The 20,006-nt window shown below is 71.2% G+C and carries 20 protein-coding genes; 16 read left to right on the top strand and 4 right to left on the bottom strand.

Going from position 1 to position 20,006, the window contains the following annotated elements; translation table 11 throughout:
• Window positions 1-630 carry a DNA-3-methyladenine glycosylase gene (locus J2Y42_RS09720; RefSeq protein ID WP_309857462.1) on the top strand — a complete coding sequence of 210 codons (630 nt, stop codon included), beginning with the start codon at window positions 1-3 and terminating at the stop codon, window positions 628-630.
• Window positions 631-652: 22 nt separating this feature from the next.
• Here J2Y42_RS09720 and J2Y42_RS09725 read toward each other — a convergent pair whose 3' ends face one another.
• Both J2Y42_RS09725 and J2Y42_RS09730 read right to left on the bottom strand, forming a co-directional pair.
• Window positions 653-1,258: a hypothetical protein gene (locus J2Y42_RS09725; protein WP_309857464.1), complete on the bottom strand. Its 606-nt coding sequence runs from the start codon at window positions 1,256-1,258 to the stop codon at window positions 653-655.
• Window positions 1,255-1,884: a DNA-binding protein gene (locus tag J2Y42_RS09730; RefSeq protein WP_309857467.1), complete on the bottom strand. Its 630-nt coding sequence runs from the start codon at window positions 1,882-1,884 to the stop codon at window positions 1,255-1,257. Before J2Y42_RS09730 ends, J2Y42_RS09725 begins: the two co-directional genes overlap by 4 nt.
• A gap of 258 nt (window positions 1,885-2,142) precedes the next feature.
• On the opposite strand from J2Y42_RS09730, the gene tyrS reads away from it, so the two are divergent.
• The 8 genes from tyrS to xerD all read left to right on the top strand — a co-directional run bounded on the left by tyrS (window position 2,143) and on the right by xerD (window position 10,432).
• Window positions 2,143-3,381 carry a tyrosine--tRNA ligase gene (tyrS, locus tag J2Y42_RS09735; protein ID WP_309858097.1) on the top strand — a complete coding sequence of 413 codons (1,239 nt, stop codon included), beginning with the start codon at window positions 2,143-2,145 and terminating at the stop codon, window positions 3,379-3,381.
• A 22-nt stretch (window positions 3,382-3,403) separates the two neighbouring features.
• Complete coding sequence (locus J2Y42_RS09740) at window positions 3,404-3,565, top strand: hypothetical protein (RefSeq protein WP_309857470.1); 162 nt, start codon at window positions 3,404-3,406, stop codon at window positions 3,563-3,565.
• The gene (locus tag J2Y42_RS09745; protein ID WP_309857473.1) at window positions 3,552-4,352 is read left to right on the top strand and encodes a TlyA family RNA methyltransferase; all 801 of its coding nucleotides are present in this window, start codon (window positions 3,552-3,554) and stop codon (window positions 4,350-4,352) included. The genes J2Y42_RS09740 and J2Y42_RS09745 overlap by 14 nt, the downstream gene beginning before the upstream one ends.
• A 98-nt stretch (window positions 4,353-4,450) precedes the next feature.
• Entirely contained in the window at window positions 4,451-5,368 is a 918-nt protein-coding gene (locus J2Y42_RS09750; protein WP_018190182.1) for an NAD kinase, read from the top strand.
• On the top strand, window positions 5,361-7,103 hold the full coding sequence (gene recN, locus J2Y42_RS09755) for a DNA repair protein RecN (RefSeq protein WP_309857476.1): 1,743 nt from the start codon (window positions 5,361-5,363) through the stop codon (window positions 7,101-7,103). Before J2Y42_RS09750 ends, recN begins: the two co-directional genes overlap by 8 nt.
• A gap of 40 nt (window positions 7,104-7,143) precedes the next feature.
• Complete coding sequence (locus J2Y42_RS09760) at window positions 7,144-8,871, top strand: CTP synthase (protein ID WP_081626597.1); 1,728 nt, start codon at window positions 7,144-7,146, stop codon at window positions 8,869-8,871.
• Window positions 8,871-9,530: an NUDIX hydrolase gene (locus J2Y42_RS09765; RefSeq protein WP_309857480.1), complete on the top strand. Its 660-nt coding sequence runs from the start codon at window positions 8,871-8,873 to the stop codon at window positions 9,528-9,530. Before J2Y42_RS09760 ends, J2Y42_RS09765 begins: the two co-directional genes overlap by 1 nt.
• Complete coding sequence (gene xerD, locus J2Y42_RS09770) at window positions 9,527-10,432, top strand: site-specific tyrosine recombinase XerD (RefSeq protein WP_309857483.1); 906 nt, start codon at window positions 9,527-9,529, stop codon at window positions 10,430-10,432. The genes J2Y42_RS09765 and xerD overlap by 4 nt, the downstream gene beginning before the upstream one ends.
• Before the next feature lie 100 nt (window positions 10,433-10,532).
• On the opposite strand, the gene J2Y42_RS09775 is transcribed toward xerD, so the two are convergent.
• Complete coding sequence (locus J2Y42_RS09775) at window positions 10,533-11,051, bottom strand: GNAT family N-acetyltransferase (protein ID WP_309858101.1); 519 nt, start codon at window positions 11,049-11,051, stop codon at window positions 10,533-10,535.
• 115 nt (window positions 11,052-11,166) lie between these two features.
• On the opposite strand from J2Y42_RS09775, the gene J2Y42_RS09780 reads away from it, so the two are divergent.
• The 7 genes from J2Y42_RS09780 to der all read left to right on the top strand — a co-directional run bounded on the left by J2Y42_RS09780 (window position 11,167) and on the right by der (window position 17,818).
• Window positions 11,167-12,066, top strand: a complete 900-nt coding sequence (locus J2Y42_RS09780; RefSeq protein WP_309857486.1) for a ParA family protein — start codon at window positions 11,167-11,169, stop codon at window positions 12,064-12,066.
• The gene (locus J2Y42_RS09785) at window positions 12,050-12,916 is read left to right on the top strand and encodes a ScpA family protein (protein WP_309857488.1); all 867 of its coding nucleotides are present in this window, start codon (window positions 12,050-12,052) and stop codon (window positions 12,914-12,916) included. The genes J2Y42_RS09780 and J2Y42_RS09785 overlap by 17 nt, the downstream gene beginning before the upstream one ends.
• On the top strand, window positions 12,906-13,544 hold the full coding sequence (gene scpB, locus J2Y42_RS09790; RefSeq protein ID WP_018190190.1) for an SMC-Scp complex subunit ScpB: 639 nt from the start codon (window positions 12,906-12,908) through the stop codon (window positions 13,542-13,544). Before J2Y42_RS09785 ends, scpB begins: the two co-directional genes overlap by 11 nt.
• Entirely contained in the window at window positions 13,534-14,286 is a 753-nt protein-coding gene (locus J2Y42_RS09795) for a pseudouridine synthase (RefSeq protein WP_309857492.1), read from the top strand. Before scpB ends, J2Y42_RS09795 begins: the two co-directional genes overlap by 11 nt.
• 277 nt (window positions 14,287-14,563) lie before the next feature.
• Window positions 14,564-15,652 carry a prephenate dehydrogenase gene (locus J2Y42_RS09800; RefSeq protein WP_309857495.1) on the top strand — a complete coding sequence of 363 codons (1,089 nt, stop codon included), beginning with the start codon at window positions 14,564-14,566 and terminating at the stop codon, window positions 15,650-15,652.
• Entirely contained in the window at window positions 15,649-16,320 is a 672-nt protein-coding gene (cmk, locus tag J2Y42_RS09805; protein WP_309857498.1) for a (d)CMP kinase, read from the top strand. Before J2Y42_RS09800 ends, cmk begins: the two co-directional genes overlap by 4 nt.
• A complete protein-coding gene (gene der / locus J2Y42_RS09810; protein ID WP_309857501.1) occupies window positions 16,313-17,818 on the top strand; it encodes a ribosome biogenesis GTPase Der in 1,506 nt (501 codons plus the stop codon). The genes cmk and der overlap by 8 nt, the downstream gene beginning before the upstream one ends.
• 136 nt (window positions 17,819-17,954) lie before the next feature.
• On the opposite strand, the gene J2Y42_RS09815 is transcribed toward der, so the two are convergent.
• Window positions 17,955-19,880, bottom strand: coding sequence for a hypothetical protein (locus tag J2Y42_RS09815; RefSeq protein ID WP_309857504.1), 1,926 nt, complete (start codon window positions 19,878-19,880; stop codon window positions 17,955-17,957).
• Window positions 19,881-20,006: the final 126 nt, after the last annotated feature.

Here is a 20,006-nt window from a genome sequence, read left to right on the forward strand (position 1 = left end):
GTGACGTTGTACCGGCCCGAGCGCGACGTCTTCCTGGCGTCGTCGCTCGAGGTCGCGCCGCAACTGCTCGGCGCCGTGCTGCGGCACGAGACGCCGGAGGGGACGGTGGGACTGCGGATCACCGAGGTGGAGGCGTACATCGGCGACGGCCTCGACCCCGGGTCGCACGCGTTCCGCGGTCGCACGCGCCGGAACGCCGTCATGTACGGGCCGCCCGGGCACCTGTACGCCTACTTCACGTACGGGATGCACGTGTGCGCCAACGTCGTGTGCTCGCCGGAGGGCGAGGCGTCGGCGGTGCTGCTGCGGGCTGCGGAGGTCATCGAGGGGGAGGATCTGGCCGAGACGCGGCGGGTCGGGGGCACCGGCCGCCGCATCCCGCACCGCGACCTCGCGCGAGGCCCCGCGCGGCTCGTCGTCGCCGCGGGGATGAGTCTCGCCGACGACGGCGCCGACCTGTTCGTCCCGCCGTTCGAGCTGCTGCTGCCGACCGAGCAGGCCGAGTACTCGACCGGGCCGCGGACGGGAGTCTCCGGGGCGGGCGGCGGCCTCGCGTACCCGTGGCGCTACTGGCTGACCGGCGACCCGACCGTTTCGCCGTACAAGCGGCATCCCAAGTCCGACGACTGACGGCATGCCGCGGCGGCGCTGTTCAGCCGGCCACGATGCGGAAGACCCCGGCGCAGACGCACGCCCAGATGATGCTGGTCAGGGTGCCGATGATGAAGCGCTCGCGCGCCTCGGCCTCCTCGAGTTCCGTGAACCGGCCGACGCCCTTGATGGCGACCAGCACGGCCAGCCCCTCGGGGAAGCCGGCCATGATCGTCCCGGCCGCGGCCAGCCGCTCCAGCAGGCCGATGGTGGTGCCGCCGCGGAGTACCTCGCGCGTCGTCGTCGCGCCCTCCGGCGTGACCGCTCTCACCAGGATGCCGCCGTGGGCGCTCGGCTCGGTCGTGCTCCGGGTGGCCAGCGCGAGGACCAGTTGCGAGACGGGCCAGCCGCCGAGCACCGCCAGGGCGAGGGCGGCAGCGCCGATCAGCAGCCGGAGCACGAAGGGGGCGTGCTGCGCCGGGATGAGCACGATCACGACGGAAGCGGCCAGCAAAGCGGTCGCGCAGTAGACCAGCGGTCGGCGCGGTGTCCGCAGCGTGGCCACGATGCAGCCGAGCGCGGCGAGCAGAAGGAGGAGGGCGAGCACCCAGAGCGCATGGGGCGCCACCTGGTTCAGCAGCACCGGCACCGGCGGCCACGTGGTCATGCGTCCTCCTCGGGTGTCCGCCGATCGGCCTGGGCCGCGTCGGCACGTGCCAACAGCCTAGTCAGAGCCGGGATGGCCGCCAGTTCGACACGGAGCGCCCCGGCCCGTGCGCGATCGCTCGCCGACTGCGGCGTGATTCCGAGGCGGGCGCCCGCCTCGGCCTGGGTGAGGCCGGACGAGACGAGGTCGTAGAGCTCCCAGCCGGCGGCGGTGCGCCCTTCGCGGAGTGTCAGCAGCAGGGTGAGGAGCGCTTCCGCATCGGCTGCGGGCTCCTGCGCGGCGACGGCCTCGACGGCGAACCGGGCGGGGGCCCGCTTGGCACGGGTGACCGCCGCGCGCGCCGCGATGAACGCATCCCCGGTCGCCTCCCGGGTGTTCTCCGGCAGGGGGAGGCGCACGTCGCCCAGGCCGAGCCCCACGCTCCAGGCGTCGTCACGGGTGAGCTGGAGGACGAGATCGAGGGCTGTGGCGGGATCCGCCGTCAGCGCCTGCAGCTCGTCTCCGGCATTGCGGTCCGGCGGCAGGGCGAGGCGCTCGCCGAAGCGCTCGCGGATCGTCTCGAGCGTCGGGGCGACGATGTCGGGGCGCCGTCGGCTGTCGACCTGGTCGGCTGTGATCACGAACACTCGGGACCTCCTTCATCAGGGCCATGAGCCTGATGCTGATTGTATCAGGTCTCTGAGCCTGATGACCAGTACATCAGGTCTGCTGCCCTGATCGAGGGATGGCGACCACGCCGCGTGCGCCCGAAGACCCGCTGATAACCTGAACGCGTGTCAGAAACCGCCCTCTCCCGCGACCCGAGCAGCAGCGCAGACAGCGTCCGCGCGCACGGCTTCGCCGCACAGGCCAACGACGCGTCCTTCGACGACGTCTGGGACGAGCTGAAGTGGCGCGGACTCATCCATGTGTCGACGGATGAGACCGCCCTCAAGGAGCTCCTGGCCGGCGGCCCGATCACGTACTACTGCGGCTTCGACCCGACCGCGCCGAGCCTGCACCTCGGCAACCTGGTGCAGCTGCTCACCATGCGGCGCCTCCAGCTCGCCGGCCACCGGCCGCTCGGACTGGTCGGCGGATCCACCGGGCTGATCGGCGACCCCCGTCCGACGGCGGAGCGCACCCTCAACACGAAGGAGACCGTCGCGGAGTGGGTCGGCTACCTGCAGGCGCAGGTCACCCGCTTCCTGTCCGACGAGGGCGACAACGCCGTCCGGCTCGTGAACAACCTCGACTGGACGGCGCCGATGTCGGCGATCGACTTCCTGCGCGAGATCGGCAAGCACTTCCGGGTGGGCACGATGCTCAAGAAGGATGCGGTGGCCGCGCGCCTCAACTCCGACGAGGGCATCTCGTACACCGAGTTCAGCTACCAGATCCTGCAGGGGATGGACTTCCTCGAGCTCTACCGGCAGTACGGCTGCGTGCTCCAGACCGGCGGCAGCGATCAGTGGGGCAACCTGACCAGCGGCACCGAGCTCATCCGCAAGATCGAGGGCGCGCATGTGCACGCCATCGGGACACCGCTGATCACCAACAGCGACGGCACCAAGTTCGGCAAGAGCGAGGGCAACGCCGTCTGGCTCGACCCGACGCTGACGACGCCGTACGCGATGTACCAGTTCTGGCTGAACACCGACGATGCCGACGTGATCGACCGGCTCAAGATCTTCACCTTCCTGACCAGGGCTGAGATCGACGAGCTGGCGCAGAAGGTGGCCGACGAGCCGTTCAAGCGCGAGGCGCAGCGCCGGCTGGCGTTCGAGGTGACGTCGCTCGTGCACGGTGTGGCGGCGACCGAGGCGGCCATCGCGGCCTCCCAGGCCCTCTTCGGCCAGGGCGACCTCGCCGACCTCGACGCGCCCACGCTCGAGGCGGCCCTCCGCGAGCTTCCCAGCACGACCACGACCGAGCCGTCCACCACGGTCGCGCAGGCGCTCGTCGACACGGGGCTGACATCCAGCCTCGGCGAGGCGCGACGCGCGGTCGCCCAGGGGGGCGTCTACGTCAACAACGCGAAGGTCGAGGACGCGGAGCAGCCCGTCGGCTCCTCGGTGCTGCCGGGCGACATGGTCGTGCTGCGACGCGGAAAGAAGACCCTCGCGGGTGTCTTCGTCGCGTGAGACGCTGACGTACGGTTGAGCCATGTCCGATGAACCGCAGGGATCGGTCGACGAGGGCGGCCTCGTCGACCGGCTGGATGTGATCGAGGAGCAGCCGCTGGCGGCGCGCGCCGACGCGTACGCGCAGCTCCACGAGCAGCTCCGTCGCACCCTGGAGGGCGACGACGACCATGGCCGGAACTGAGCGGCGTCTCGACGTCGCCCTGGCCGAGCGCGGCCTCGCCCGCTCGCGGTCGCACGCGGCCGCTCTGATCGCGGAGGGGCTGGTCACGGTCGACGGGCAGGCGGTGGTCCGCGCGTCGGCGAAGGTCGGCGACGGGCAGGAGCTGCGGATCGCCGGAGCCGACCACTACGTCAGCCGGGGCGCCCACAAGTTGATCGCCGCCCTCGACGGCTTCGGAGTCGACCCGGCGGGTCGGGTCGCACTGGACGCCGGCGCATCCACCGGCGGCTTCACACAGGTGCTCCTGGAGCGCGGTGCCGCCCGCGTGATCGCCGTCGACGTCGGTCACGGCCAGCTGTCTCCCGTGCTGGCGGGGGAGGAGCGGCTGGAATCGTACGAGGGCGTCAACGTCCGCTCGCTCTCTCCCGACGTGCTCGCCGGGCTGACCGGCGACGACGTGCGCCCGGACCTCGTGGTGGCCGATCTGTCGTTCATCTCGCTGACGCAGGTGCTTCCGGCGCTCGTGGCCACGGCCGTCCGCGGCGCCGACTTCCTGCTGCTCATCAAGCCGCAGTTCGAGGTCGGGCGGCAGGGCATCCGCGAGGGTGTGGTCCGTGACGCGGGCCTCCGGGCCGACGCGATCTCGGACGTGCTGTGGGCCGCCCACGATGCGGGCCTCGGAACGGCGGGCCTCATCCCGTCGCCGATCGCCGGAGGGCACGGCAACCGCGAGTTCCTGGTCTGGTTGCGCGCGGGGGCGCCGGACCCGTCCGGGCTGCGTGACGAGGTCGTCCGACTTTCGCGCTAGGTGAACGTTCTCCACAAACCTGGCCGCGTGGCCTCGCCCTCCGCGTGAAAACAGACAGAATGGGAGAACGGCTTTCGACAGGAGGGAACGTGACACTGATGGGTGCAGCGACGCGGTACATCCTCGTCGTCGCGCACACCGGTCGTCAGGACTCCCTCGAGGCGGGTGTCCGGGTGTCCCGGCAGCTGCTCGACGCGGGCGTCGTCCCGGTGCTGAGCGCCGACGAGCGACGAGATCTGCTGGAGGCCGATCCGTCGCTCGACGCGGTGGCTGTGCTCGGCGACGACGTGGCGCCGAGCGAGCTGGAGCTGGTCATCGTCCTCGGGGGCGACGGCACCATCCTGCGCGCGGCCGAACTGGTGCGCGGCTGCTCGGCTCCGCTTCTCGGTGTGAACCTCGGTCACGTCGGCTTCCTCGCCGAGAGCGAGCGCGACGACCTCGAGACGGCGGTCGCCCGCGGCCTCGAGAAGGACTACGAGGTCGAGGAGCGCATGACGCTGTCGGCCCGCGTGAAGGTCGGCCGCGAGGTCGTCTACGAGAGCTGGGCCCTCAACGAGGCAACGGTCGAGAAGGCGAGCCGCGAGCGGATGCTCGAAGTCGTGATCGAGGTCGACGGCCGCCCCATGTCGAGCTTCGGCTGCGACGGCGTCGTCATGTCGACGCCGACCGGGTCGACCGCGTACTCGTTCTCCGCCGGCGGCCCGGTGGTCTGGCCCGGCGTCGCCGCGCTGCTGCTCGTGCCGTTGAGCGCCCACGCCCTGTTCTCGCGCCCGCTGGTGGTGGATGCGGACTCCTCGCTCGCGGTCGAGCTGCTCGACCGTGCGGGCGGCGCCGGCATCCTCTGGTGCGACGGCCGCCGTCCGTTCGACCTTCCGCCGGGGGCCCGTGTCGTCGTGCGGCGCTCGCCGATCCCGGTGCGGCTCGCGCGGCTCCATCCCGGGCCGTTCACCGACCGTCTGGTGCACAAGTTCGACCTTCCCGTGACGGGTTGGAGGGGGCCGGTCGGTCGTGACTGAGGCGCGCGGAGGCATCGAGGAGATCTCGATCAAAGACCTGGGCGTCATCGCCGACGCCTCCCTCCCGCTCGGCGCGGGATTCACGGCCATCACCGGCGAGACCGGCGCGGGCAAGACCATGGTGGTGTCGGCGCTCGGCCTGCTGCTCGGCGAGCGTGCCGACACCGGCGCGGTCCGCCTCGGGAGCCCGCAGGCCTGGGTGGAGGGCCGTTGGCGCGTGCCGTCGTCGGGTGAGGTCGTCGCGCGCGTTCGCGACGCCGGCGGCGATGTCGACCCGATCGACACCGCGGAGGCGGAGCTCGTCCTGAGCCGTTCCGTCTCGGCCGAGGGCCGTTCGCGAGCCGTCGTCGGCGGGCGCAGTGCGCCCGTCTCCGTGCTGACCGAACTCGGCGAGCAGCTCGTTGTCGTCCACGGACAGTCCGACCAGATCCGGTTGCGTTCGGCGATCGCCCAGCGGGCGGCGCTCGACCGGTTCGCCGGTCCGCGGTTCGCGGAGCAGCTGGCGACGTACGAGCAGGTCTTCCACCGTTGGCGCGACAACCGCGCCGAACTCGACGAGCTGATAGCCGACCAGGATCGCCGCGCACGTGAGGCGGAGGACCTGCGGGTGGCGATGGCCGAGATCGAGTCCGTCGCGCCGCAGCCCTGCGAAGACGATGAGCTGGCCGAACGCGCCGAGCGGCTCACCAACCTCGAAGACCTCCGGCTCGCCGCGGGTGCCGCCCGTGAGCTGCTGAGTGCCGAGGAGTCCGAGGGCACGGATGCCCTGGGTCTGCTCGACAACGCACGCCGCCAGCTCGAACGCGTCGCACCCCACGACAGCGCCCTCCAGCCGCTGGCCGAGTCGGTCGCAGAAGCGAACTACCTGATCTCCGACATCGCGGCACAGCTGTCGACCTACCTCGCGACGCTCGACGCCGACGGGGCGAACGAGCTGGAGGCCGTGCAGGATCGCCGTTCGGAGCTCGCGATCCTGATCCGCAAGTACGGCCCGACCCTCGACGACGTCATCCGCACGCTCGAGACGGGCAGCCTGCGCCTGCTGGAGCTCGACGGCGACGCCGACCGCATCGGAGAGCTCACGCAGGAGGTCGAGGCGGACGCCGCGCTGGTCGCGGAGCTCGCGGCCGGCCTGAGCGCCGAGCGCACGGCCGCCGCCGCGCGCCTGTCCGAAGCCGTCACGGAGGAGCTCTCCGCGCTGGCGATGCCCGACGCGCGCATCGTCGTCGAGGTGACGCAGCGCGACGACGCAGACCCGCAGGCCTACACCGCGAGCGGCCGCGACCAGGTCGCCATCCTGCTTCAGCCGCATCCCGGCGCCGAGCCCCGCCCGCTCGGCAAGGGTGCATCGGGCGGCGAGCTGTCGCGCGTGATGCTGGCGATCGAGGTCGTCATCGCGGGAAGCGACCCCGTGCCCACCTTCATCTTCGACGAGGTCGACGCCGGCGTCGGCGGCGCCTCCGCGATCGAGATCGGCCGTCGCCTCGCGCGGCTCGCCGAGACCGCCCAGGTCATCGTCGTCACGCACCTGGCCCAGGTCGCCGCGTTCGCCTCCAACCACCTGACCGTGGTCAAGGGCAGCGACGGCGCCGTGACGGAGTCGTCGGTGCGGCGCCTCGACGGCGATGAGCGCATCGCCGAGATGGCCCGCCTGCTCTCCGGCCTCCCCGACTCCGAGAGCGGCCTCGCCCACGCCCGCGAGCTGGTAGACATGGCGTCGGCCGCGCGGCGCTGACGGTCAGCCGGGGCCACGGCGGGTGATAGGCTATAAGCCCGTGGTGGATTATTCAGACGCGGGCACATCGAACGGCACTACCAAGCACATCTTCGTGACAGGTGGTGTCGTTTCTTCGTTGGGGAAGGGCCTCACGGCAGCCTCCCTCGGCAACCTTCTGACGGCCCGCGGTCTCCGCGTGGTCATGCAGAAGCTCGACCCCTATCTCAACGTGGACCCGGGCACGATGAACCCGTTCCAGCACGGTGAGGTCTTCGTCACCGACGACGGTGCGGAGACGGACCTCGACATCGGGCACTACGAGCGCTTCCTCGACATCAACCTCGGGCAGTCGGCCAACGTCACCACCGGACAGATCTACTCCAATGTCATCGCGAAGGAGCGCCGCGGCGAGTACCTCGGCGACACCGTCCAGGTCATCCCGCACATCACCGACGAGATCAAGCGCCGGATGCGTCTGCAGGCGCAGCCGGGACCGGACGGCGAGCCCGCGCCCGACGTCATCATCACCGAGATCGGCGGAACGGTCGGCGACATCGAATCGCAGCCGTTCATCGAGTCGGCCCGCCAGGTGCGCCACGAGCTCGGCCGCAAGAACTGCTTCTTCGTGCACGTCTCGCTCGTCCCGTTCATGAACGCGTCCGGCGAGCAGAAGACCAAGCCGACGCAGCACTCGGTCGCCGCCCTCCGCTCCATCGGCATCCAGCCGGACGCGCTCGTCCTGCGCAGCGACCGCCCGGTGTCCGACAGCAACAAGCGCAAGATCGCGCTGATGTGCGACGTGGATGAGCAGGCCGTCGTCAACGCGGTCGACGTCCCGAGCATCTACGACATCCCGACCATGCTGCACGAGCAGGGCCTCGACGCGTACATCATCGACCAGCTGGGCCTCGACAAGGCCGCCGACGTCGACTGGGACGGCTGGGCTCGCCTGCTCGAGTCGGTCCACGACCCCAAGCACGAGGTCACCATCGGCCTGGTCGGCAAGTACATCGACCTGCCGGATGCCTACCTCTCCGTCACCGAGGCCCTCCGCGCCGGCGGGTTCGCCCACCGCACCAAGGTGAAGCTCAAGTGGATCGCCTCCGACGAGTGCCAGACGCCCGAGGGCGCCGCGGCGCAGCTGTCGGACGTCGACGCGATCTGCGTACCGGGCGGCTTCGGCGTCCGCGGCATCGAGGGCAAGGTCGGCGCTCTCCGGTTCGCGCGTGAGAACGGCATCCCCGCGCTCGGCCTGTGCCTGGGCCTCCAGTGCATGGTCATCGAGTACGCCCGGCACGAGGCCGGTCTCGGCGGCGCGTCGTCGTCGGAGTTCGACCCGGACACCGAGTTCCCCGTGATCGCCACCATGGCAGAGCAGGTGGACATCATCGCCGGCGGCGACCTCGGCGGCACCATGCGCCTGGGCCTCTACCCGGCGAACCTCGCCGAGGGCTCGCTGGTCTCGGAGCTGTACGGCTCGAACGAGGCGTCGGAGCGTCACCGCCACCGCTACGAGGTGAACAACAACTACCGCGAGCAGATCGCCGACGCCGGCCTCTGGTTCTCGGGCACGTCGCCGGACGGCCACCTGGTCGAGTACGTCGAGCTGCCGCGCGACGTGCACCCGTTCTACGTCGGCACGCAGGCCCACCCCGAGCTCCGCTCGCGCCCCAACCGCGCGCACCCGCTCTTCGCCGGGCTCGTCGGCGCCGCCCTCGACCGCCAGAAGGCCAGCCTCCTGTTCGAGGTCGCCGAGGCGGACGCCGAGATGGTCGCCGAAGCCTGATGACGGAGAACACGGACGTCGAAGCGGAGACCGCAGCAGCCGAGCTGAACGACCAGCCCTTCCGCCCGGAGATCGTCTCGTCCGAGACGGTGTTCGAGGGGAAGATCTGGAACGTCCGCCGGGACGTGTTCCGGTACAACGGCGACGAGATCACCCGGGAGTACGTCGACCACACCGGCGCCGTCGGCATCCTCGCCCTCGATGACGACGGCCGCGTGCTGCTGATCCGCCAGTACCGGCACCCCGTCCGCCACCGCGACTGGGAGATCCCGGCCGGGCTGCTCGACATGTCGGGCGAGAGCCCGCTGGAGGCCGCGAAGCGCGAGCTGGGCGAGGAGGCCGACCTCCAGGCCGACGAGTGGAACGTGCTCGCCGACGTGTTCACGAGCCCCGGCGGCAACGATGAGGCGATCCGGATCTACCTGGCCCGCGGCATCCACTCGACCGGCTCCCAGTTCGCCCGCGAGGCCGAGGAGGCCGACATCGAGGTGCGCTGGGTGCCCCTCGACGAGGCGGTGCATGCCGTGCTGCAGCGCCGCGTCCACAACGCTCCGCTGATCATCGCCCTGCTCGCCGCCCGCACCGCGCGCGACGGCGGCTGGACCACGCTCGGCTCGGCGGACGAGCCCTGGCCGAGCCACCCCAAGCTCGAGAGATGACCGTCGCGGCCGATGTCGACGCCTTCCTGAGGCATGTCGCCATCGAGCGCGGCCTCTCGGCGAACACCGTGGCCGCCTACCGCCGTGATCTGGCCGTCTACGCCTCCTGGCTGGAGGAGCAGGGAATCGGGGATGTCTCGGTCGTCACCCCGGCGACCCTCTCGGAGTTCGCCGTGCATCTTGGGACGCGGGAGGAGTCGCCGCTGACGGCGTCATCCCTCGCCCGGATGCTGTCCACGGTCCGCGGGTTCCACCGCTTCCTGCTCGAGGAGGGGCGCGTGGAGGCCGACGCGGCCCGTGACCTGCGCCCGCCCAAGCTGCCGAGCCGCCTCCCGAAGGCGATCACGGTCGACCAGGTGGCGGCGCTGCTCGCCGCGACGGACGGCGACGACGTGGCCGCTCTCCGCGACAAGGCGCTCCTCGAGCTGATGTACGCCACGGGCGCCCGGGTCAGTGAGGCGGTCGACCTCAACGTGGACGACGTCATCGACACCGATGTCGTCCGGCTGACCGGTAAGGGCAGCAAGCAGCGCATCGTGCCGCTGGGCGGCTACGCCCAGGCCGCTCTCTCCGCCTATCTCGTGCGTGCCCGGCCGGTGCTTTCTGCGAAGGGACGCGCCACTCCTGCGCTGTTCCTCGGGATGCGCGGGGCGCGGCTGTCGCGGCAGAACGTGTGGCTCATCATCCGGGCTACCGCGGAGCGGGCGAAGCTCGACCTGGAGATCTCGCCGCACACGCTGCGGCACTCGTTCGCCACGCACCTGCTGGCCGGGGGAGCGGACGTGCGGGTCGTGCAGGAGCTGCTCGGCCACTCGTCGGTCGCGACGACGCAGATCTACACGCTGGTGACCGCCGACACCCTCCGCGACGTCTACACCGCCTCCCACCCTCGCGCGCGCTGACCTGCTCGAGCCGCCCTCCCTCCCGTGACGGAAGTCGCGAGATTTGGCGCAAATCGCGGTTATAGCGCGGCGATAACCGCGATTTGGCGCAAATCTTCGCCTACGGAGCCGTGCGATGCCGGCGGCGCGGGGCCCGGCAGCGCAGCCACACGAATACGGAGCGCGCGTCCCCGCCGGCGCGGCGCGTCCCGGCGAAGCCGAGCTTGCGGAGCACGCCGAACGAGGGTGCGTTCCACGTCGCGACCGTCGCCCATAGGGTCGGGAATCCCGCGTCGAACGCCGCGTCCGCGACAGCAGCCGCGGCCTCGGTCGCGTAGCCGTGCCCGACCTGCCCGCGCAGCAACTCGTACGCGAGTTCCGGCTGGGATGCGCTGGCCCGCCCGACCACCAGCCCGCAGTACCCGACCGCCTCACCCGTCGAAGCGAGCTCGATCGCATACAGCCCGAACCCGCGTTCCTCGAACGTCGCGCGCTGCGCATCCAGCCGCTCCCGCTCGTCCTCCAGGGAGCCCGGAGCCCGGCCGAGGGGATGCTCGGCGAGCAGCGCGAGGTTCCACTCGGCGTCGCGCCCGTCGCGCGGGCGCAGACGCAGGCGCGGGGTCTCGAGGGCGGACGGCATCGGCTGCACGCCGCCAGCGTACCGAACCGCCGGGCGCGCGCCCCGCAAGCGGGGCACGGCGCGGATAGACTGTCCCCTTGAAAGACCGGCCACGAGAGGGACGAGGAACACCCAGGTGACGCGCAACGACGAGGTCGAGACCGAGCTGCCGGGCATGGATGCCGCATCCATCGCTCCGAAGCCCGGACCCACTGGTCGGCCGCTTCGTGCGTTCCCGGTGCCCGCTCCGCTCAAGCAGCACGGCCCGGCGAAGATCATCGCCCTCTGCAACCAGAAGGGCGGCGTCGGCAAGACGACGACCAGCATCAACCTCGGCGCGTCGCTCGCCGAGTACGGCCGCCGCGTCCTCGCCGTCGACTTCGACCCGCAGGGCGCGCTGTCCGCCGGCCTCGGCGCCCACACGCACGACGCGACGACCATCTACGACCTGCTGCTGAACCGCAATGCGGACGTGCAGGGAGCGATCCAGACGACGTCGACGCCCGGGCTCGACATCATCCCGGCCAACATCGACCTGTCCGCGGCCGAGGTGCACCTCGTCAACGAGGTCGCGCGCGAGCAGATCCTCGCCGGCGTGCTGCGCAAGGTCGCCAACGACTACGACGTGATCCTCGTCGACTGCCAGCCGTCGCTCGGCATCCTGACGGTCAACGCGCTCACCGCCAGCCACGGCGTGCTCATCCCGCTCGAGTGCGAGTACTTCGCCCTCCGCGGCGTCGCCCTGCTCATCGAGACGATCGACAAGGTGCGCGAGCGGCTGAACCCCGCGATCGAGCTGGACGGCATCCTCGCCACCATGTACGACTCGCGCACGCTGCACTCGCGCGAGGTGCTCGAGCGCGTCGTCGACGCCTTCGGCGACCGCGTGCTCGAGACGGTCATCTCGCGCACCGTGAAGTTCCCGGACGCGTCGGTCGCGGCCACCCCGATCACGCAGTTCGCGCCCGAGCACCAGGCGGCGGAGGCGTACCGCCAGCTGGCGCGGGAACTGGTGTTCCGTGGCGCCGTCGCCTGATACGAGCGAACCGGGGACGACCGATCCGGGGACGACCGAACCGGCGGCGACCCTTCCCGCCGAGGAGTCGTCCGGTTTCCGCGTCTCGCTCGGTGACTTCGAGGGCCCGTTCGACCTGCTGCTCTCGCTGATCACCAAGCACGAGCTCGACATCACCGAGATCTCGCTGAGCCGGGTGACGGACGAGTTCATCGCCTACCTCCGCCAGCTCGACACCGACGAAAGCCTCGACGAGGCCAGCGAATTCCTGCTGGTGGCGGCGACCCTCCTCGACCTGAAGGTGGCCGGTCTGCTGCCGCAGGGCGAGCTGGTGGATGCGGAGGACGTCGCCCTGCTCGAGGCCCGCGACCTCCTCTTCGCCCGGCTGCTGCAGTACCGCGCCTTCAAGGAGGCATCCGCATGGTTCGCCCAGCGGCTGGAGGCCGAGGGCGCCCGCCATGCCCGGTTGGTGCGCCTGGAGGACAAGTTCCGCCAGCGCGCACCGGAGCTCGTCTGGACGCTCAGCCTCGACGACTTCGCAGCCCTCGCCACCCTGGCGATGACGCCCCGCGAGGTCCCGGTCGTCGGGCTCGACCACCTGCACGCGCCGCTCGTCAGCATCCGCGAGCAGGCCGCCGTGGTCGTCGGGATGCTGCGCCACGGCGAGCCGATGAGCTTCCGCCAGCTGGTGGCCGGCGCCGAGCAGAAGGGCGTCGTCGTCGCACGCTTCCTCGCCGTGCTGGAGCTGTACCGGCGGGCGGCGATCGCCTTCGAGCAGCTGGAGCCGCTCGGCGAGCTGACGCTGAGGTGGACCGCCGAGCACTGGTCAGAAGAGAACCTGTCGAATCTGGGAGCCGACTATGACGGTTGAGAACACGGACGTCGCGGATGCGACCGAGACGACCGAGGTGACCGACACCACGGAAGTGCCCGCGCCGGTCGAGGACGCGCAGATCGAGCGCGCCCTCGAGGCGATCCTCATGGTCGCGGACGAGCCGATGAGCGTGGTAACGCTGGCCACGGCCGTCGGCGCGCCGGTGAAGCGCGTCCGGGCGGCGCTCGCCACGATCGTCGCCGACTTCGACGGCGAGGGCGGCGGTGTGCGCCGCGGCTTCGAGCTGCGCGAGGTGGGCGGCGGATGGCGCATCTACGTGCGCGAGGAGTTCGACCACGTCGTCGCCGACTACGTGCTGCAGCAGAACCCCACCAAGCTCTCGCAGGCGGCACTGGAGACCCTCGCGGTGATCGCGTACAAGCAGCCGATCAGCCGCGGCGCCATCGCATCCATTCGAGCCGTCAACGTGGACTCGGTCGTGCGGACGCTGCTCGGCCGCGGCCTGATCACCGAGCTGTTCACCGACAGCGAGACCGGCGCGATCAACTACGGCACCACCGACCTGCTGCTGAGTCAGCTGGGCATCAACTCGATCGACGAGCTGCCCAAGATCTCGCCGCTGCTGGCGGATGGTGCGGACGGGTTCGAGGGCGATGTCCGCTGAGTCGATGCAGGGCGAGCGCCTGCAGAAAGTGATGGCGGCCGCCGGTGTGGCCTCGCGCCGGGTGTCGGAGGACATGATCGTGGCGGGCCGCGTGACGGTGAACGGGAAGGTCGTCCGCGAGCTCGGAACGCGCGTCGACCCGGAGGTGGATCAGGTGGCGGTGGACGGCACGGCCGTGCAGCTCGACACCTCCCGCCGATACGTGATGCTCAACAAGCCCGTCGGCGTTGTGAGTTCGATGCGCGACGAGCAGGGCCGGCCCGACCTGTCGCGCTTCACGGCGGACTACCCGGAGCGACTGTTCAACGTGGGCCGGCTGGATGCGGAGACCTCCGGACTGCTCATCCTCACCAATGACGGCGAACTGGCGCACGTGCTCGCGCATCCATCGTTCGGGGTGACGAAGACGTACATCGCCCGCGTGCGCGGCGTCGTCACACCGCAGACCATCGGGCGGCTGACGAAGGGCGTCGAGCTGGAGGACGGCCCGATCGCCGCCGACAAGGCCAAGCTGCTGCAGTCGAACCCACGCGGTGACGATTCGCTCGTCGAGATCACCCTGCACTCGGGCCGCAACCGGATCGTCCGGCGGATGCTCGCCGAGGTCGGGCACCCGGTCGTCGAGCTCGTTCGCCGGCAGTTCGGGCCGCTGCACCTCGGCACGCTGAAGTCCGGCCAGCTTCGCGACCTCACGAAGGCGGAACTCGGCCAGCTGCTGACCATCTCGCGCGAGAACCGCTGAGCTCTCCGGCTCATCCCCGCGGCAGCTCGGCGGGAACGGAGGAGGTTCGGCGCGTGCGCGCCGCCACGACCTCCGTTCATCCTCGGGCGCCGGCGTGTCGGCCCGGAACTCCTCCGTTTGCGCGTACCCGCCTCAGCTGTGGCGAACGGAGGACTTCTCCCGCGCCGCGCCGGGCGCACGCCGAAAACGGAGGGGATCCGTGACGGATATCGACGGAGCCTCCTCCCAGACCGGTCGAGTGCGAAAACGGGCGGCACGCGCTGGCTAAGGTGGACGGGTGACTGAGATCTCCGCCCGCCTCTCCGGCCCCGTCCGCGTCGTCGGCGCGGGGCTGCTCGGCGCATCCGTCGGACTCGGGCTGCGCGCCCGGGGTGTCGACGTGCTGCTCGCCGACGCGTCGCCCGCGCACCTGCGGCTGGCGGCGGACTATGGGGCGGGCCGGCTCGACGACGGGGGAGCGGAGCCCGCGCTCATCGTGGTCGCCGTGCCGCCGGACCTCACCGGGAAGGTCGTCGCGGAAGAGCTGGCCGCGCATCCCGATGCCATCGTCACCGATGTCGCCAGTGTGAAGGTCGCTCCGCTCGCCGAACTGCAGGAGGCCGGGGTCGACCTGGCCCGCTACGTCGGTGGCCACCCGCTCGCCGGGCGGGAGCGCGGTGGGCCGTCGTCCGCACGCGCCGACCTGTTCATCGGCCGGCCCTGGGTGGTCGCCGCGCGTCCCGAGAACCCGCGACCGGCCGTGAGCCTGGTGGAGGCGCTCATCCTCGACCTCGGCGCCACCCCGGTCGAGATGGATGCGGCCGAGCACGATGCGGCCGTCGCCCTCGTCTCGCACGCGCCCCAGCTCGTCTCCTCCCTCATGGCGAAGCGCCTGGCGGACTCGCCGGACACGGCCCTCGCCCTCGCCGGCCAGGGCGTCCGAGACGTGACGCGCATCGCCGCGAGCGAGCCGGAGCTGTGGGTCCAGATCCTCGGGGCGAACGCGCCTGCCATCGTCGAGATCCTGCGCGCCTACCGCGACGACCTCGACCGCGTGCTCATCGCCCTCGGCGACGTCGACGCCGCGGGCGCCCGCCGCACGATCGCGGAGGAGATCGCGGGCGGCAACATCGGGGTGTCCCGGCTCCCGGGCAAGCACGGCCAGGACCGGAAATATTCGCGCTTCGTGGTGATGGTGGAGGACCGCCCGGGCGAACTCGCGCGCCTGCTGCACGAGCTCGGCGAGCTCGGCGTGAACATGGAGGACTTGCGCCTGGAGCACTCGCCCGGCGCGGCCTTCGGCCTCGCCGACATCGCGGTGCTGCCCGAGGTGCTGCACCGCACCGTCGAAGACCTGACCGAACGTGGATGGAGGATCACCGGATGACCGAGACGATCGTGGTCGCGGTCGACGGGCCGGCCGGCAGCGGCAAGTCGAGCGTGAGCAAGGCGGCCGCCAAGCGGCTCGGCTGGGCATACCTCGACACGGGTGCCGCCTACCGTGCGCTCAGCTGGTACGTCGTGGAGCGGCAGGTCGACCCGACGGACGCCGCGGCGGTGATCGACTCCCTTCCCGACTTCGATTACCGGATCGGCACCGACCCGGACACGTACCACGTGTTCGTCGGCGACTCCGACGTGACCGAGGCCATCCGGACGCCGGAGGTGACCGCCGTCGTCAGCGCGATCGCGCGCGTCCCCGAGGTCCGGGAGTTCCTCACCGGGCTGTTCCGGCACATCATCCGCACGACCGACCGCGACGGGATCGTGGTCGAGGGCCGCGACATCACGACGGTGGTCTGCCCCGATGCGCCGGTGCGCATCCTGCTGACCGCCGACGAAGCCGTTAGAATGGCCAGGCGTTCCGCCGAGCTGGCCGGCCATTCCGCCGCCCACGTCGGCGAGGCACTTCGGAGACGCGACGAGGCCGACGCCCGTGTCGTCGACTTCATGAACGCCGCGGACGGTGTGACCACCGTCGACTCCACCGACCTCGACTTCGACCAGACCGTCGACGCGGTCATCCAGGTCGTACAGAAAGCAGCACATGTCTGACATCGAAAACGAGCCGACCGGCGACGACGACCTCGTCACCCGGCTTTCCGAGCTCGACGAGGAACTCGCGGTCCAGCGCGCCAACGCGCTGCGCAGCGGTCTCGAGGAGTACGAGCTCGACGAGAGCGACCTCGACATCCTCGAGGTCGCAGGCGAGGACGTCGACGGCATCACCTACCTGCCGGCGCTGCCGGTGCTCGCGATCGTGGGGCGCCCGAACGTCGGCAAGTCCGCGCTCGTCAACCGCATCCTCGGTCGCCGTGAGGCCGTCGTCGAAGACACCCCCGGTGTGACACGCGACCGCGTCTCATACCAGGCGGAGTGGAACGGTCGCCGGTTCACCCTCGTGGACACCGGCGGCTGGGAGCCCGACGCCCGCGGGATCGACGCCTCGGTCGCGGCGCAGGCCGAGGTCGCGATCGACCTCGCCGACGCCGTGCTCTTCGTCGTGGACGCGACGGTCGGCGCGACCGCCACCGACGAGCGCGTGGTCCGCCTGCTGCGCAAGACGGACAAGCCGGTCTTCCTCGCCGCCAACAAGGTGGACGACGCGCGCCAGGAGCCGTACGCGACCGAGCTGTGGTCGCTGGGACTCGGCGAGCCCCATCCTGTGTCGGCACTGCACGGCCGCGGCGTGGCCGACCTCTTGGACGAAGTGCTGAAGGTCCTGCCTGAGGAGTCCGCCTTCGCCAAGCGCGAGATCGGCGGCCCGCGTCGCGTCGCCATCATCGGGCGCCCCAACGTCGGCAAGTCGTCCCTGCTCAACAAGACCGCGGGGGAGGAGCGCGTCGTCGTCAACGAGCTCGCGGGCACAACGCGCGACCCCGTGGACGAGCAGGTCGAGCTCGGCGGCCGCATCTGGCGGTTCGTCGACACGGCCGGAATCCGGCGGCGCGTGCACCTGCAGCAGGGCGCCGACTTCTACGCCTCGCTCCGCACATCCACCGCGCTGGAGAAGGCGGAGGTCGCCGTGGTCGTCCTCGACGTGAGCGAGCCGATCAGCGAGCAGGACGTCCGGATCATCGACCTCGTGCTCGAGTCGGGCCGCGCACTCGTGCTGGCGTTCAACAAGTGGGACCTCCTCGACGACGACCGCCGACGCTACCTGGAGCGCGAGATCGAGCAGGATCTGGCGCACGTCTCGTGGGCGCCGCGGGTCAACATCTCCGCACGCACCGGCCGTCACCTCGAGAAGCTCGTGCCGGCCCTGGAGCTGGCGCTCGAGTCGTGGGACACCCGCATCCCGACCGGCAAGTTCAACGCGTTCCTCGCCGAGCTCACGGCCGCGCACCCGCACCCGGTTCGCGGCGGCAAGCAGCCGCGCATCCTCTTCGGCACGCAGGCGTCGAGCCGACCGCCGACATTCGTGGTGTTCACGACCGGGTTCCTCGACCCGGGCTACCGGCGGTACATCATCCGCCGGCTCCGCGAGGTCTACGGGTTCGAGGGCACCCCGATCGTCCTCAACATGCGCGTCCGCGAGAAGCGCAAGCGCTGACCCCGCCCCTCCCACCCACCGTCGACTACGCACAAACTGCACGCAGAACCGCTGCGAGACGTGCAAAAAGTGCGGACTCGACGGTGGGGCCGTGGGGGGTCTGTGGGGTGGGGCGGGCGCGGCGGTGCGAACGGCGTCAGCGCTGGCGGGCCACGTCGAGGATGGGGTCGAACGCGTCGGGTTCGTGGACGACCACGACCGGGGCGGTTCCGCCCGGGAAGAGGCGGCGGACCGCATCCGGGTCGGCCCGGTCGTCGACCGTGATGTCGATCGACTCGCGCCAGCGCCCGTCCGAGAGCCGCTGCACCGTCGCCTCCCAGGTGATGCCGGGCGTCGACCGCGCCTGCAGCCGCAGGTGGATGCCGACAGCACGCCGCCGCGCGAGCAACGACAGCAGTCCCCGGTACACCGCGGTGCGCCCGGCGGCGATCAGCCACGGATCGAGCTCGCGGACCAGGATGTCGGCGTTCCACAGGATCGTCGTCGCGAACCCGCTGCGCGACTGGTAGACGTCCACCGCGATCACACCCGGCAGCCGCCGCACGGTCTGCCTCAGCGTCCCGCGCGTGATGCCCTCCTCGACCGTGCTGTGCAGGTACAACGGCACCGACGGCCGCGGCGGAAGCCCTCCCGCACGCACGGCTGCCCGGTCGTGAATGCGCTGGCCCGGCCCGAAGAACGGCGCCAGCCCGGCGAGCAGCAGGGCGACGGACGGATCCGGCGGGTCCGCCTCGACCATCGCCGCCGTGTCCGCGTAGGCCGTCGACTGGTGCAGCGCTCCGATGCGGAAGCCGAGCGACAGCGGCGGCCGCGCCTTCACCGTCAGGAAGGGTGCGCCGGATTCCGCGCGGAGGGGATTCTCGCGCCCTTCGATCCGGGGAACCGGATCGAGCACATGCTCCAGTGCCAGCACGCTCACCGTCGGCGGCACGGCGATCCGCCCGAGCGGCGAGCCCGCGACCACCAGGTGCGTGACGTCGAGCCCGTCGGCGACGGCTGAGGCGGCGATCTGCGCGGCGACCATCCCACCCAGGCTGAATCCGGCGAGCAGCACCGGCTCGCCGGGCCGGATGCCCGCCTCCCGCATCGCCGCCAGCCCGGCGCGCGCGACCGTCGGCTCGTCGCCGGCGCCGATCAGCAGGTCGGCCGTGAGGTCGTTGGGCGCCGCGCCCGCTCTCGGATGCCAGGATTTCGTGCTCGCGAACTGCACGATCCAGTGTCGGCCGGAATCCCCGGTCGGGGGCACCTCCACGATCCGCACCGTCCCCACGTCGGCACGGTCGTCGAGGTCCGGGTCGCACAAGTCGTCGATCTCGCGCTGGCTGAGGAGCACATCCCGCAGCGAGCGGATCGACCGCCGTCGCATCGCCCCGGCGGCGATGCCCGGCTGTCCGAGCGGATCGGGGGAGGGCCCGAGCGGCAGTCCCAGCAGCCCTGCGGGGACGTCGGGCAACCCGGGCGTCGGCGTGTAGTCGTCGCCGGCGTGCGGGTCGTTCCACCAGTCGAGGACGTCGCGGATGAGCGGGAACGCACGCCCGAGGAAGTCGTCGTAGCCGGTCAGCACCGCGTCGTGGCCGTCGCGCACCAGTCCGCGCCGACGGCCGAGGTTGACGACCTTGCGCAGCAACGAGGGCAGCGTGAAGACCGCGAGGTAGGGCTTCGCGCGCCAGCGGGGGAGGAAGATCCCGATCAACGACACGAGCAGCGCGAGCGGCGAAAGCAGCCACGCGGCGACACGGGCGACGCCGCCGACGGTCCGCGGCACGAGCGACAGGTACAGGCCGCTGAGGGCGACGCGTCTGCTGCGCCGGGTCGTGGGCGGCGGTGCGCCGAAGGGATACGGGATGCGCCGCGAGCGCTGGACCGCGTACCAGACCCACGCCGCCGCGACGGAGAGCAGCCAGCCGATCGCCGCGAGGACGCCGCCGACCACGCCGAGCGCGAGCAGCAGCATCCCGAACAGCAGGGCCATGGGGATCCCGGCCACCAGGCCCACGATCAGGAGCACTGTTGCGGCCGGACTGCGCCCTCGCCACAGCTGCGGTGACGGCTGCGACGGCATGCCGCCAGCCTAGACCGCCCCCTCCGACACGCTCCCGACGTTCGATGCATATGCATGGAGATCAGTCGGCGCAAGCGCGACACACCCGCCGCTTCTGAGAAAGACGACAGACAACCCACCCCAAAG

The organism is Leifsonia sp. 1010, assembly GCF_031455295.1.
In the GTDB taxonomy this organism is placed as follows: Bacteria; Actinomycetota; Actinomycetes; order Actinomycetales; family Microbacteriaceae; genus Leifsonia.